This is a genomic window from Bradyrhizobium sp. URHA0013 (assembly GCF_000518345.1).
Classification (GTDB): Bacteria; Pseudomonadota; Alphaproteobacteria; order Rhizobiales; family Xanthobacteraceae; genus Bradyrhizobium.
Genome location: NZ_KI912426.1, coordinates 1536708 through 1550258, shown reverse-complemented (window position 1 = coordinate 1550258; position 13551 = coordinate 1536708). Strand labels below are relative to the sequence as shown.

The following is a 13551-nucleotide window of genomic DNA, read 5'->3' as shown; positions in this document are numbered from 1 at the left end:
TCACACCATGCTGCTACGCCGCGCGACTTGCCTCTCGCTCCTGATCTTCATCGCATTCGCCGCAACCGCGCGCGCAGGCACGGTCGGACGCGAGCAGGACATCGTCGATCTCAAGCTCGGCCAGCGCGTGCAAGTGGACGACGGAACCTGCCCCGCCGGACAGGTCAAGGAAGTGCGCGGCGCCAAGATGACCGACAAGGGCGTCGCACGGACGAGCACCTGCGTGTCGCGGTTTGGTCCGAAATCAAAGCGATGAGCGCTACTTCGCCGGATCGAACATACATTGCAGGGTCGGCTTGGCGATCTTGGTGAAGGTCGGGCCGATTTCGGTCTGCTTTGCGGCCGGCACCCAGTCGGTCTCGATCGTCGGAACCCCGGTCTCGCTGATGCCGCGCAGCAGGGCCTCGCGGAGATCGCGATCCTCGACGACGGCGGCAGCATGATCGTGCAGGCAGCCGCAGACCTCTTCCGGATGCTCCCATCGCCCGAGCATGCGCGGCGCGCATTGCCTCACGAACTCGGTACGGGGATCGGGTAATCTGGAGGGAGAGCGCACCTGCGCCTGAACGGCACTGATCGTCAGAAGGAATATGAACGCCGCAGCGAAGGTACGAACAATCATGATGGCCTTTATCGGCTGATTTTTCTTGTTGGCGATCAGAAGCGCGCGGCAACCACGATCGGCTGCGGCGCCGGGGTCATGATCGGCGACCCGCTGTACTGGAAAGTGCCGATACCCGGGACATTGCCGTCCGGCGAGCCTGCGAACGAGGAGCCGGCGAGCACAAAAGCGAAAGCAAGGATGAGGCTGAGCGTACGCATGGAGTTCTCTCCGAATTCTGTGGCCGGCGTGCGCCGTCGTCGTTGTGAGGTTGATAACCATGGGCGGTTTCGCGCGTGATGCGCCAAAGCCGGAAAATGGTTTCATCTCCGTGAGAATTGTTTCGTCCCGCTCGGGGCGACGACATATTCGACGGAAAATCTCAATCTTTTCAGATGGGTCGTGCGGCCGCCCAATGTGGCTTGGCAGGTTCCGTGCGCGCTCGGCTGCGCGCCGGAATGCTGGCGCCGTCATGATCCCGCCTCACACCCTTCACATGCGTTTTACGTTTTTCTGCTGAAGAGAAGCCGAACGAAGGCTGGGCCCCGTCGAACCGGGGGCGCTTCGACGGCGACCCAAGCTATCGAGACCGAGACGCCCGGAAATCGCCGAGCGCGTTCATGTGAGGAACGGCCATCATGACGGCGCAGAATCGCGCAACGACGCGCGATGCGGACCAACCAACGGACCGCCGGGAGCAACGGTCTGTTCGCAGCAGCGCCAATTCGCCTGGCGAAATGGCGCTGCAATCGAGCCGCGGGTTTGAGGCCACACCGCAATCATTCGTGCGGCTGACCGGCTCGCATCTTGCAAAACCGCGCGCCAGCCGCGCTGACATCACCGAGTGAAGGCAAACGCGTCACTGGTGAACGCAAGCGCGTCACTTAGTGAACGCAAGAGCGTCACTGAGTGAACGCAAGAGCGTCACTGAGTGAAGAACTCTCCGCACTTCTGGACGTTTGCGTCCGCCGGTCCCCACGGCATGACCGGGACGGTCGAGGTCGAGTTCTTCGGCGAGCCCTCGATCAGCCTGTCCGAATAGACCATGTAGACCAGCACGTTGCGCTTGGCGTCACAGCCGCGCACGATCTGCATCTTCTTGAAGAACAGCGAGCGGCGCTGGCGGAACATGTCGTCGCCCTGCTCCATCTTGTTCTTGAACTTGATCGGGCCGACCTGACGGCAGGCGAGCGAAATGTCCGAGACCTCCTCGGCAAGGCCCAGCCAGCCCTTGAAGCCTCCCTTCTCCGGCACCGTGAAATGACAGGCCACGCCCTCGACTTCGGGGTCGTCGAGGCCATAGGTCGCAAGCTTGTCGTTCGGGCTCATCCATTTGAACACGGTCGAGCGGCGGAAGATCAGATCCGGCTCGTCCGCGGCGGATGCGGACGCTGCCGGCACGGTCAGCGCCAGGAGAAATAAAGCGAGGCCTTTCAAGCGGATGCTGGAAAGACTGGGGAAACGAGATGACATGAAGTTCTCCAGTAACAAGTCCCAGCAATGTAGGTATGAGGCGACCGATCAGGAAGACGATCGGCAGGCCGATACGGCCGCCGTTTACCGCTCCGTGAGGCTTTTTTGCTACGCTTTGGACAAAAGTAGCTGATCGCAGAACCGCCGTGCTGGTGAACGCGTATCCCCTCTGAGAGACTAACATCTGATTTGGATTATGGATTCGATGATGAACAGCGTGAACGGGTCTGGTTTTTCTGCCAAGCCGGCGCGATTTTGGCAGGTCGCCATTTTGACGGCGGCGGGTGCGATCGGCACGGCGAGCCAGGCGGACGCAGCGTTTTATTACTGGACGGATTATTCCGACGGGTCCTACGGGCGCCAGGAGCGCCATCCCGAAGTCCCGCGCCAGAAGCCGCAGAAGCGTGGTGCGGCCGGCAAGAAAGACCTCGTTGCCGAAAAAGAAGCCGGCACGAAACCGCAGGGTCCTCTCGTCATCGTCGTCTCGATCGACCGGCAGAAGGTCACGGTCTACGACACCAAGGGCGTGTTCGCGGAATCCCCGGTGTCGACGGGCATGAAGGGCCATTCGACGCCGATGGGTGTGTTCAGCGTCATCCAGAAGCACAAATTCCACCATTCCAACATCTATAGCGGCGCGCCGATGCCGTACATGCAGCGGATCACGTGGTCGGGCGTTGCCATGCATGCCGGTGTGCTGCCGGGCTATCCGGCCTCGCACGGCTGCATCCGCATGCCGATGGCGTTCGCTGTGAAGATGTGGAACTGGACCAGGATGGGCGCGCGCGTGATCGTTTCGCCCGGGCAGATGTCACCGCAGAACTTCTCACATCCGCTGCTTGCCTCGATGCGCGTTCCGCCGCAACCCGCGGCCAGCCTGGAGCCGCAGACCAATGCCGCCGAGAAGGCCGACAAGGGCGCGGCCAATACCGGGGCCACCGAAGCAAAGCCGGTTGAAACGAAGACTGCCAGCGCGGACGGCGTGCTCGAGCTGCGCTCGTCGGTCGGCCACACCGTGTTGTCGGACGTGACCACCGGATATGCCCCGGTCCTCGAGGAGGCCTCGGCCGACCAGACCGAGACCACCGCAAAGCCCGAGACCAAGACCGCTGAGGCGGCGGACGCGGCCAAGCCCCAGGCCGGAGATGCCGCGCAGCCCGCGAACACTGAAGCGAAGCCTGTCGAGGCCGCGGAGACGCCGAAGTCCGAAACCGCCGAACCCGCGAAGACGCCCGATGCACCGGCCGTGGCTCCAGCGCAGGCGGCCACGCCCGACGTCAAGAAGGACGAAACCCGCGTTGCCGATCCGGCGCCCGTGGCGAAACCTGAAGCGCCCAAGCGCGCGGGCCAGATCGCGGTCTTCATCAGCCGCAAGGATTCCAAGCTCTACGTGCGGCAGAACTTTGCGCCGCTGTTCGAGGTGCCTGTCACGATCGCCGCGAGCGACCGACCGCTCGGCACGCATGTCTTTACCGCCGAAGTCGACAAGGCCGATTCCAATGCACTGCATTGGTCGGTGGTGTCCTTGCCGGTGTCCGTCCGCTCTGCCGCGCGCGAGGATGATCGCCGCATGACAGGCCACCAGCGTGGCGCAGCCGTGATTCCCGTCGCTGCCAAGCCCGTGGTCACGCCGGACAGCCCGGCCGAAGCCCTCGACCGCATCTCGGTCCCGGCCGACACGATCACGAAGATCAACGAAATGCTGACGTCAGGCGGCTCGATCATCGTCTCCGACCAGGGCATCAACCAGGGCGAGACTGGCGAAGGCACCGATTTCATCGTCCGCCTGTACTAACGCGCTTCATCGCAGCAGATAACGCGGTGTTGACGAGGCCGCTCGCAGCGGCGGGGTAACATCCGCCCCGGATCATTTCGGGAAACGCCGTCATGATGAACCGCAGGACGATGCTGATCGCCGCTTTTGCAGGCACGCTGGCACCGGCGACGCGTGCACTGGCGGATGGCGGCATGAGCCGAATCTCCGCCTACGCCTTCTCTTTCCCGGCATTGTCAGGCGGCGACATCCGCCTTGCGGCCTTCACCGGCAAACCGCTGCTGGTGGTCAACACCGCTTCGCTCTGCGGTTACACGCCGCAATACGCTGGCCTGCAAGACATCTGGGGCGAGTTTCGCCAACGCGGCCTCACCGTCATTGGCGTGCCCTCCAACGACTTCGGCGGACAGGAGCCCGGCGGCACCAGCGAGATCTCGGAGACCGCCCACCACCAATACGGCGTTACCTTCCCGATCGCGGCCAAGGCTGTCGTGGTCGGTGCCAAAGCGCATCCGTTCTACAAATGGGCGGCAGAGGCGCGCCCCAAGGATGTTCCACGCTGGAACTTCCACAAATACCTGATCGGCCGGGACGGCTATATCGCCGACGTCTTTGCATCCACGGTCGAGCCGGCCGACACGCGGATCAAGACGGCGATCGCCAAGGCGCTGGCCGACACTTGACGGCGCATGTCCCGCAACCCGGTTGGGCACAATTGCGGTGGGGCGCCAAACAGCCGTTGCAATGGCGAGGGCCCACCATCTAGGCTAGGATCGTTAGGGGCAGGATGGTTTTGCCGGAGGCGAAAAGCCGCGGCGGAACAACGGGATCAATCTCGAGGACAACACCATGCGTGTGGCGGCAGGACTGATTTTGGCAAGCGCGATGTCTCTGGCGATGACGAGCGCGGCATGGTCGCAGACCCCGGCTGCAAAGCCCGCTGCCGCGACGCAAGCCCCACCGGCGGCAACACCGGCTGCGGCTGCGCCCGCTGCGGCTCCGGCACCCGCTCCTGCAGCAGCCGCCGCGCCGGCGGGCTTCGTCAATCCTCCCGCGCCTAAACAGGCGCCGCAGCCCGCGCGCGCGGCTTGCAACACGCCGGGCGCCTTGGGCGTCGCCCGCACCGTCGAGATCGACACCACGGGCGGTCCCGGCTTCGGCTTCGAGCATTTCAAGGAGCTCGATTTCCTGCGCGACAAGGAGGTTGTGCTGACCTTCGACGACGGCCCCTGGCCCAAGAACACGCCTGCGGTGCTGAAGGCGCTCGCCGACGAGTGCACCACCGGCATCTTCTTCTCGATCGGCAAGCACGCGACGTACGAGCCGGAGATCCTCAAGCAGGTCTACGCGGCCGGCCACACCGTGGGCACCCACACCTGGTCGCACGCCAATCTCAACAACAAGAAGCTCACGGAAGCGCAGCGCAAGGAAGAGATCGAGAAGGGTCTTTCCGCGGTGAAATGGGCGCTCGGCGGCATTTCGCCCTCACCGTTCTTCCGCTTCCCGGCGCTCCAGCATCCGCCGGAGATGGTCACCTATCTCGGCAATCGCAACACGGCGATCTTCTCCTGCGACATCGACTCCTTCGACTTCAAGGCCTCGAAGCCCGAGAAGGTGGTCGAGACCGTCATGAAGAAGCTGGACAGCAAGGGCAAGGGCATCATCCTGATGCACGACTTCCAGAAGCACACCGCGGAGGCCCTGCCCGAATTGCTCAAGCGCCTGAAGGCCGGCGGCTACAAGGTGGTAGCGATGCGCGCCAAGTTCCCGGCCTCTACGCTGCCGGAATACGACCAGGAGCTGCTCAAGGACGTCAAGCTGCCGACGGTGAGCACCCGGCCGGTCAACAGCGTCGTGACGACGGTTTCCGAATAGCCGCGCCTTGTCCTTTCGCATCGAAGGCTACGTCATCGTCTCCGCGGACGGCATGCTCGCCGACGCGGCGCATGTCATGCCCGACAGCCTGAAGTTCGAAGGCGACAAGCTGTTCTTCGAGCAGGCGCTCGATCGCGCTGCGCTGATCGTGCACGGCCGTCACTCGCACGAGCAGCAGCCGAATTCACCCAAGCGCAAGCGCCTGATCCTGACCCGCAAGATCAAGGCTCTGACCGTCGATCCCGAAATGCCGAACGCGACCTTGTGGAATCCGGATCACGTCAGCTTCGAAGACGCCTGTGCGTTTGCCGATGTCGCCTCCGGCACGGTCGCAATCATCGGCGGCCCCGTCGTGTTCGACATGTTCATGAACCGCTACGACACGTTCTGGCTGTCGGAAGCCCAGCATCTGCGGCTGCCCGGCGGCGAAGGCTGTTTTGTGGAAGTACCGGCGCGGACGCCTCAGCAGGTGCTGGCCTCACACGGGATGAAACCGGGCGCGCCGTATCTGCTCGACGCCGCGCACGGGGTGACCGTCACGCCGTGGCGCAGGACGTAGCGGTTTATCTTTTATACGTCCCCGTAGGCCGCCTCCGCCGGACGCGTGGCGCGGCCGTAGCCCATGATCATGAACAGCGCGCCGATGATCGACAGGTTCTTGAGCGCGTCCACCAGCATCTTGCCGTTGTCAGGCGGCACCTGGTTCCAGAAGTCGTAGAACAGGAAGGTCGCGACCGCGACATAGATGATCATCAGCATCGCGAAGAACCGCGCGCCGAAATTCAGCGCGATCATCACCCCAGCGATGATCTCGAGGACACCGACCGCGATCGCCAGCAGTTGCGGCGTCGTCATGGCCGTCGCCGTCTCGACCTGCTTGGCGTAAGGCGCGATCATGTCGGGCACCACGACCTTGGCGGCGATGAAATCAACGGTCGCCTGCATGGCAAACAGTCTTGCCGCGCCCGTGTAGATGAACAGCACGGCGAACAGAATCCGCCCGAAAGTCACGAACGCTGGCATGATCGGCCTCTTTGCTCAGGCTTTTTGAAACCGGAATTTTCGCGAAAGCACTGAAGGATTATGGAGAGTCATTCGCCGGTTTACAAACGGGGAAATGGCGAAAGTCGTTTTGAAAGCATTGAATTGCCGACGCGCGGCAGGTGCGCTCCCTCGCCCCGCTTGCGGAGAGAGGGTTGGGGTGAGGGGGAGCCTCGGCCGGGACGGTGAAAGTTGGACTCGCGGAGAGTCCCCCCTCGCCCGAATTCGAGCTGCGCGCGAATTCGACCTCTCCCCACAAGCGGGGCGAGGTGAAGAGCCCCGCCCCTACGTAAACAACGTCGGCTGCTGCCGCGACGCGCGCTCCTGCGCTTCCACCACGGCCACTGCGGTCATGTTGAGGATGCCTCGCGCCGTCACGGACGGGGTGAGGATGTGGGCTGGACGCGCCGGCCCGATCAGGATCGGACCGACGGGCAGCGCGTCCGCCAGCGACTTGATCATCTGATAGGCGACGTTGGCAGTGTCGAGGCTTGGCATGATCATGATGTTGGCCTCGCCCTCGAGGTTGGAGTGCGGCAGCACCATTTTGCGCGCCGCGGCCGAGAGCGCGGTGTCGCCCTGCATCTCACCGTCAGCCTCGAGCTCCGGATGCTTCTCCTTCAGGAGCTGGGTCGCCCGGCGCATCTTGCGCGAGGATTCCGTGTCGTAACTGCCGAAATCCGAATGCGAGACGAAGGCGATCTTCGGCTTGATGTTGAAGCGTTGGACGTGGACCGCCGCGAGCGAGGCGATCTCGGCGAGCTCTTCGGCGCTCGGATTGGGCCGCACCTGGGTGTCGGCGATGAAGAAGGCGCCCTTGCTGGTGATCAGCAGCGCCAGCGCCGCATAGTCGCTGATCCCCGGTGTGAACCCGACGATCTCGCGGACATGGCGCAGATGGCTCATGTAGCGGCCCTCGACGCCGCAAAGCATGGCGTCCGCCTCTCCGCGCACCACTGCGAGCGCCGCGATGACGGTGTTGTTGGTGCGCACCACCGTGCGCGCCGCATCGGGCGTCACGCCGCGGCGGCCGGCGACCTCGACATAGGACTGCACGTAGGAGCGGTAGCGCGGATCGTCCTCGGGATTGACGAGATCGAAGTCCCTGCCGGCCTTGATCGACAGGCCGAAGCGCTCGATGCGGGCCTCGACCACCGACGGACGTCCGACCAGGATCGGCGTCGCCAGCTTCTCCTCCAGCACCACCTGGGTGGCGCGCAGCACGCGCTCGTCCTCGCCTTCGGCGTAGATCACGCGCACCGGTTGGGTCTTGGCCTTCGCGAACATCGGCTTCATGACGAGGCCGGAGCGGAAAGCGAAGCGCTCGAGCAGCGCGGTGTACTCGTCGAAATTGGTGATGGGTCGGGTCGCGACGCCGGAATCCATCGCAGCCTTGGCGACCGCCGGCGAGATTCGCAAAATCAACCGCGGATCAAACGGAGACGGGATCAGCGAGCCCGGGCCAAACCCTTGCGTCTCGCCGGTATCAAAGCCTTGCGCGACCGCATCGGACGGCGCCTCGCGCGCGAGCTGCGCGATGGCCTCGACGGCGGCGAGCTTCATCTCCTCGTTGATCGCGCTGGCGCCGACGTCGAGCGCGCCGCGGAAGATGAAGGGAAAGCACAGGACGTTGTTGACCTGGTTCGGAAAGTCGGAGCGGCCGGTGCAGATCATGGCGTCCGGGCGCACCTTGCGCGCCTCCTCCGGCATGATCTCCGGCGTCGGATTCGCGAGCGCCATGATGAGCGGCTTGTCGCCCATCGCCTTGGCCATCTCGGGCTTGAGCACGCCCGGTGCCGACAGGCCGATGAAGATGTCGGCGCCGCCGATGACGTCGGCGAGCGTGCGCTTGTCGGTCTTCTGCGCATAGACCGCCTTCCAGCGGTCCATCGTGGTGTTGCGGCCCTCATGCACTAGGCCGTCGATGTCGCAGACCCAGATGTTCTTGCGCTGCGCGCCCATCGACACCAGCAGGTTCAGGGTCGCGATCGCCGCGGCCCCTGCCCCCGATGCTACGATCTTCACGTCGGAGAGCTTCTTGCCGTTGAGTCGCAGGGCGTTGGTGACGGCGGCGGCAACGATGATCGCGGTGCCGTGCTGGTCGTCGTGGAAGACCGGGATCTTCATGCGCTCCTTGAGCTGCGCCTCGATCTCGAAGCATTCCGGTCCGCGGATGTCCTCGAGATTGATGCCGCCGAAGGTCGGCTCGAGCGCGGCCACGGTCTCGACCACGCGCTCGATGGTGTCGGCCGCGATTTCGATGTCGAACACGTCGATGCCGGCGAATTTTTTGAACAGGACCGCCTTGCCCTCCATCACCGGCTTCGAGGCCAGCGGACCGATATTGCCGAGGCCGAGCACGGCGGTGCCGTTCGAAACCACGGCGACCAGATTGGAGCGGATCGTCAGCGTCGCCGCTTCCGCCGGGTTCTTGGCGATCTCCAGGCAGGCGGCGGCGACGCCGGGCGAATAGGCCAGCGCGAGGTCGCGCTGGTTGGCGAGCGGCTTGCTCGCCTGAATCTCGAGCTTCCCGGGGCGCGGCAGACGGTGATAGGCCAGCGCCGCCTGGTGGAGATCATCGGAATAAGACGACATGCGGTGTCTCGCCTCGCGTTACCGGCCTCAAACTACGTTGTCCTGACCGGCCCGCCTTCGGGTGGTATTTCCGGGTCATGGAAACGGGATGAAGCACGCCGGGCGCCCCGGTGGCAACATCCGATTGCGGCTCCATCAACAGGGCGCGCGGTCAAATATCTGATAGCGCTCACTTTCCCTGGACCCCGCATTGCTTTGCGAATATGGCAGGTTGCGTCCTGCAATGCGAGCAACTGGAGCTGAGAATGAAGCGAATCCTGATCGGCCTAATCGTCGTGGCCGTGGTGGTCGCGGGCGGATGGTTCGGCTTCAATCTCTACGTCCAGCATCGCACCACCGCCGAGGTGGAGGCCGCGTTCGAGCAAATCCGCAAGCAAGGCGGCAAGGCCAGCTACGGCAAGATCGCCTTCGATCTGCCCACGCGCACCCTCACGATCGAGGACATCGCGGTTACGCCCGGCAAGGCACCGCAGGCGCAGATCAGGATCGCCGCCATCAAGGGCACGGGCGTTCGCCAGATCGACGAGACAAGGTTCTCGGCCGACGATATCAACATCACCGGGCTCGAGGTTACGCTGGACCAGATCGGCGCTGCCAAGCTCAAGGTCGCGTACAAGCTCCCGCAATTGGTCATGCGCGACTATGCCGGTCCTGTTCACGCGGATCAGGTGCCGGCGGACGGCTCGCTGGTCGACCTGTACCGCTACGTGCTCGGCCAATATGCGAGTGTCGCTGCATCGTCGCTCACGGCCCCGACCCTCGCGATTAGCTTCGATTCCGGCGCCGCCGGCAGCGGCGAGGTCACCTATTCCGGACTGGCGATCCAGAACCTGAAGCACGGCAAGATCGACGCGATGAAGTCGGACCGCGCCGTGATCTCGCTCGACGTGAAGCAGCCCGGCAAGCCGGACAAGCTGACGGGCGAATTGTCGAACATCATCGTCAACGATTTCGACGCGAGCGCTATCCTCGCCGCGCTCGATCCGCAGACGGCCAGCGACGACAGCTATCGCCGGGTCTACCGGCAGGTCTCGACAGGTCCCTATGCGCTCAAATCGGCACAGGGGATGCGAGTGGATATCGACGGCTTCACCATGGAAGACATCGCCGTGCAGCCGTCGAAATTCCGGCTGGCCGAGATATTTGCCGCGCTGCCGCGGGATCAATCGGCCCCGCCGACGCCGGCACAGGCACGCGAGCTGCTGGAGAAGCTCGCCGGAGTCTATGAGGGTCTTCGCATCGGTAAGGCCGAACTCGGCAAGATGTCGGTCGGCACGCCGCAAGGAACGGCCACGGTTAATGCCATCCGATATCGCGACGGCGAGTTCGCGGTCGAAGGCGTCGACACACCATCTCCGCAAGGCCAGTTCAAGATGGAGCGCTTCGCGCTGAAATCCTTCAGCACGGCGAATTTGATGCGCTGGGCAGCAACCCTCACCACTCCCGGGCGGGCGCCCTCGCCGGATCAGATGCTCGGGCTGTTCGGCGTGCTCGCTGGCGCAGAGATCAAGGGCGTGACGGCGCCGTTCAAGACCACCAAGAAGCTGGTCATGATCGACACACTGAGCCTGGACTGGGGGCAGCTGGTCGGCTCAATCCCGAGCAAGGCGCATGTGGTTGCCAAATTTGTCACGCCCACCGATCCATCCGACCCGAAGCAGCTTCCATTGATTGCCAGCGGGATCGACAAGCTCGCGGTCGACCTCGATCTCGGCGCTGCCTGGACCGAACAGTCCAACAGCTTCGTTCTGACGCCGGCGACGCTCGACATCGGCGGGATCGCAAGCGCGCAATTGCGTATTGCGCTCGGCAACGTGCCGCGTGAGGTGTTTTCGACCGATCCCGCCCAGCTCATGGGCCAGGCGGCACGCATCGAGGCGGGCACACTCGAATTCTCATTGCGCGATAGCGGCGTCGTCGATCTCGTCGCGGCGCAGTTCGCGCGCATGCAGAATGTCAGCCGCGATACCGCACGCCAGGCACTCGTCGAGAGCATCAAGGCTAAACGCGAGCAAGTTGCTTCCGCCAATCCGGATGCGAACGCGGCCGTGGACGCGATCGCCCGCTTCGTCGAGACGCCGGGCCAGACGCTTTCCATCAAGCTGTCCCCGCGCGCCAAGGCACCGCTGATGCAATTGATGCAGCTCTTGCAAACCGACCCACAGAGCGCGCTTGCGCAGTTCAGGATCGAGGCGTCGACAGGGCTGTAGGGAACGACGCTGCGCGCGGGGATGGCAATTGGACCGGCGCAAATCCCTCCCCGTCATTGCGAGCGTAGCGAAGCAATCCAGAGTCCCTCCGCGGAAAGATTCTGGATTGCTTCGCTACGCTCGCAATGACGCCGTGGAGACAGCCTCACTTCTGCGGCAGATTCACCTTCACATGCAGCTCGCGGAGCTGCTTGGGGCTGGGCTCCGACGGCGCGCCCATCAGGAGGTCCATGGCCTGCTGGTTCATCGGGAACAGCGAGATCTCGCGCAGATTGTTGGTGCCGCACAAGAGCATGACGATGCGGTCGACGCCGGCGGCCATGCCGCCATGCGGCGGGGCGCCGTACTGGAAGGCACGGTACATGCCGCCGAAGCGATCGACGACTTCCTGTTCGCCATAGCCGGCGATCTCGAAGGCCTTCACCATCGCTTCCGGCACGTGGTTGCGGATGCCGCCCGAGGCGATCTCGTAGCCGTTGCAGGTAATGTCGTACTGGAATGCCTTGATGGTCAGCGGATCCTGGCCCTTCAAGGCCTCGAGACCGCCCTGTGGCATTGAGAAGGGATTGTGCGAGAAGTCGACCTTCTTGTCTTCCTCATTGTACTCGTACATCGGGAAGTCGACGATCCAGGCCAGCTCGAACCGCTCCTTGTCGGTGAGGTTCAGGTCCTCGCCGACCTTGTTGCGGGCCAACCCTGAAAACTTCCAGAACTTGTCGGGATCGCCGGCGACGAAGAACGCGGCATCGCCTTCCTTCACGCCGATCTGGGCGCGGATCGCGGCCGTGCGCTCAGCGCCGATGTTGTTGGCAAGCGGACCGGCACCTTCGCCGCCCTCGCGCCACATGATGTAGCCGAGGCCGGGCTGGCCCTCGCCCTGCGCCCATGAATTCATGCGATCGCAGAAGGCGCGAGAACCGCCACCCGGCGCCGGGATCGCCCAGACCTGGTTCTTGGGGTCCTCCAACATCCGCGCGAACACCTTGAAGCCGGAGCCACGGAAGTGTTCGGAGACGTCCTGCATCTCGATCGGATTGCGCAGGTCCGGCTTGTCGCTGCCGTATTTGCGCAGCGCTTCGGCGAACGGAATCCGGCGCCAGCCCTTGGTCACCGGCTTGCCCTTGGCAAACTCCTCGAACACGCCGGTGATGACCGGCTCCATCGCCGAGAAGACGTCCTCTTGAGTCACAAAACTCATTTCGACGTCGAGCTGGTAGAACTCGCCCGGCAGACGATCAGCGCGCGGGTCCTCGTCGCGGAAGCAGGGCGCGATCTGGAAGTAGCGGTCGAAGCCCGACATCATCAACAGCTGCTTGTACTGCTGCGGCGCCTGCGGCAGCGCGTAGAACTTGCCGGGATGGATGCGCGAGGGCACCAGGAAGTCGCGCGCGCCTTCCGGCGAGGACGCGGTCAGGATCGGGGTGTTGAACTCGAAGAAGCCCTGCCCCTCCATGCGCCTGCGCATCGACTTGATGATTTCGACGCGCGTCATGATGTTCTGGTGCAGCTTCTCGCGACGCAAATCGAGGAAGCGGTACTTGAGCCTAATGTCCTCGGGATATTCCTGGTCGCCGAACACCGGCAGCGGCAGGTCGCCGGCAGGTCCCAGCACTTCGATCTCGCTGACATAGATCTCGATCTTGCCGGTGGGCAAATCATCATTGTCGGTGCCTTCGGGGCGGCGGCGGGCCTTGCCGTCCATCTTGACCACGAATTCCGAGCGCAGCTTCTCGGCCTGCGAGAACGCCGGCGAGTCCGGATCGACCACGCACTGGGTCAGGCCGTAATGGTCGCGCAGGTCGATGAACAGCACGCCGCCATGGTCGCGAACGCGATGGACCCAGCCTGAAAGGCGGACCGTCTCGCCGATGTTGCTCTCGCGGAGCGCGCCGCATGTATGTGACCGGTAGCGATGCATGGTCGTCCCAAAATGATGTCTGAGGATCGAATCGGACGGCCTGAAACGACCGGTCCGAAGTTGC

General features: G+C 63.9%; 12 protein-coding genes. 6 read left to right on the top strand and 6 right to left on the bottom strand.

Features of this window, described 5'->3' with window-relative positions:
• Positions 1–7 precede the first annotated feature (7 nt).
• Positions 8–256: a DUF6719 family protein gene (locus tag N551_RS0127890; RefSeq protein ID WP_027569718.1), complete on the top strand. Its 249-nt coding sequence runs from the start codon at positions 8–10 to the stop codon at positions 254–256.
• A 3-nt stretch (positions 257–259) separates the two neighbouring features.
• Here N551_RS0127890 and N551_RS0127885 read toward each other — a convergent pair whose 3' ends face one another.
• The 3 genes from N551_RS0127885 to N551_RS0127870 form a co-directional block, all read right to left on the bottom strand.
• Positions 260–622, bottom strand: a complete 363-nt coding sequence (locus N551_RS0127885) for a hypothetical protein (RefSeq protein WP_027569717.1) — start codon at positions 620–622, stop codon at positions 260–262.
• A gap of 35 nt (positions 623–657) precedes the next feature.
• Positions 658–822, bottom strand: a complete 165-nt coding sequence (locus tag N551_RS39045) for a hypothetical protein (protein WP_007591870.1) — start codon at positions 820–822, stop codon at positions 658–660.
• A gap of 703 nt (positions 823–1525) precedes the next feature.
• Positions 1526–2074 (bottom strand): CreA family protein, encoded by a 549-nt coding sequence (locus tag N551_RS0127870; RefSeq protein ID WP_027569715.1) that lies wholly within the window; start codon positions 2072–2074, stop codon positions 1526–1528.
• A gap of 208 nt (positions 2075–2282) precedes the next feature.
• On the opposite strand from N551_RS0127870, the gene N551_RS0127860 reads away from it, so the two are divergent.
• The 4 genes from N551_RS0127860 (at position 2283) to N551_RS0127845 (ending at position 6282) form a co-directional block, all read left to right on the top strand.
• The gene (locus tag N551_RS0127860; protein ID WP_027569714.1) at positions 2283–3869 is read left to right on the top strand and encodes a L,D-transpeptidase family protein; all 1587 of its coding nucleotides are present in this window, start codon (positions 2283–2285) and stop codon (positions 3867–3869) included.
• 92 nt (positions 3870–3961) lie between these two features.
• A complete protein-coding gene (locus tag N551_RS0127855) occupies positions 3962–4531 on the top strand; it encodes a glutathione peroxidase (RefSeq protein WP_027569713.1) in 570 nt (189 codons plus the stop codon).
• A 166-nt stretch (positions 4532–4697) separates the two neighbouring features.
• Positions 4698–5723 carry a polysaccharide deacetylase family protein gene (locus N551_RS0127850; RefSeq protein WP_027569712.1) on the top strand — a complete coding sequence of 342 codons (1026 nt, stop codon included), beginning with the start codon at positions 4698–4700 and terminating at the stop codon, positions 5721–5723.
• Between the two features lie 7 nt (positions 5724–5730).
• Positions 5731–6282, top strand: coding sequence for a dihydrofolate reductase (locus N551_RS0127845; protein ID WP_027569711.1), 552 nt, complete (start codon positions 5731–5733; stop codon positions 6280–6282).
• An 11-nt stretch (positions 6283–6293) separates the two neighbouring features.
• Here N551_RS0127845 and N551_RS0127840 read toward each other — a convergent pair whose 3' ends face one another.
• Together N551_RS0127840 and N551_RS0127835 are read right to left on the bottom strand one after the other, a co-directional pair.
• On the bottom strand, positions 6294–6746 hold the full coding sequence (locus N551_RS0127840) for a DoxX family protein (protein WP_027569710.1): 453 nt from the start codon (positions 6744–6746) through the stop codon (positions 6294–6296).
• Between the two features lie 303 nt (positions 6747–7049).
• Entirely contained in the window at positions 7050–9359 is a 2310-nt protein-coding gene (locus N551_RS0127835; RefSeq protein WP_027569709.1) for an NADP-dependent malic enzyme, read from the bottom strand.
• 245 nt (positions 9360–9604) lie between these two features.
• On the opposite strand from N551_RS0127835, the gene N551_RS0127830 reads away from it, so the two are divergent.
• Positions 9605–11569 carry a hypothetical protein gene (locus tag N551_RS0127830; protein WP_027569708.1) on the top strand — a complete coding sequence of 655 codons (1965 nt, stop codon included), beginning with the start codon at positions 9605–9607 and terminating at the stop codon, positions 11567–11569.
• Positions 11570–11714: 145 nt separating this feature from the next.
• On the opposite strand, the gene aspS is transcribed toward N551_RS0127830, so the two are convergent.
• On the bottom strand, positions 11715–13487 hold the full coding sequence (gene aspS / locus N551_RS0127825; protein ID WP_027569707.1) for an aspartate--tRNA ligase: 1773 nt from the start codon (positions 13485–13487) through the stop codon (positions 11715–11717).
• Between the last annotated feature and the right edge of the window lie 64 nt (positions 13488–13551).

Bases quoted from the DNA above. Each gene is read 5' to 3' on its own strand.
- N551_RS0127870 (WP_027569715.1), bottom strand. From the start codon at position 2,074: ATGTCATCTCGTTTCCCCAGTCTTTCCAGCATCCGCTTGAAAGGCCTC.
- N551_RS39045 (WP_007591870.1), bottom strand. From the start codon at position 822: ATGCGTACGCTCAGCCTCATCCTTGCTTTCGCTTTTGTGCTCGCCGGC.
- N551_RS0127840 (WP_027569710.1), bottom strand. From the start codon at position 6,746: ATGCCAGCGTTCGTGACTTTCGGGCGGATTCTGTTCGCCGTGCTGTTC.
- N551_RS0127855 (WP_027569713.1), top strand. From the start codon at position 3,962: ATGATGAACCGCAGGACGATGCTGATCGCCGCTTTTGCAGGCACGCTG.
- N551_RS0127890 (WP_027569718.1), top strand. From the start codon at position 8: ATGCTGCTACGCCGCGCGACTTGCCTCTCGCTCCTGATCTTCATCGCA.
- N551_RS0127860 (WP_027569714.1), top strand. From the start codon at position 2,283: ATGAACAGCGTGAACGGGTCTGGTTTTTCTGCCAAGCCGGCGCGATTT.
- N551_RS0127885 (WP_027569717.1), bottom strand. From the start codon at position 622: ATGATTGTTCGTACCTTCGCTGCGGCGTTCATATTCCTTCTGACGATC.
- N551_RS0127830 (WP_027569708.1), top strand. From the start codon at position 9,605: ATGAAGCGAATCCTGATCGGCCTAATCGTCGTGGCCGTGGTGGTCGCG.
- aspS (WP_027569707.1), bottom strand. From the start codon at position 13,487: ATGCATCGCTACCGGTCACATACATGCGGCGCGCTCCGCGAGAGCAAC.
- N551_RS0127835 (WP_027569709.1), bottom strand. From the start codon at position 9,359: ATGTCGTCTTATTCCGATGATCTCCACCAGGCGGCGCTGGCCTATCAC.
- N551_RS0127850 (WP_027569712.1), top strand. From the start codon at position 4,698: ATGCGTGTGGCGGCAGGACTGATTTTGGCAAGCGCGATGTCTCTGGCG.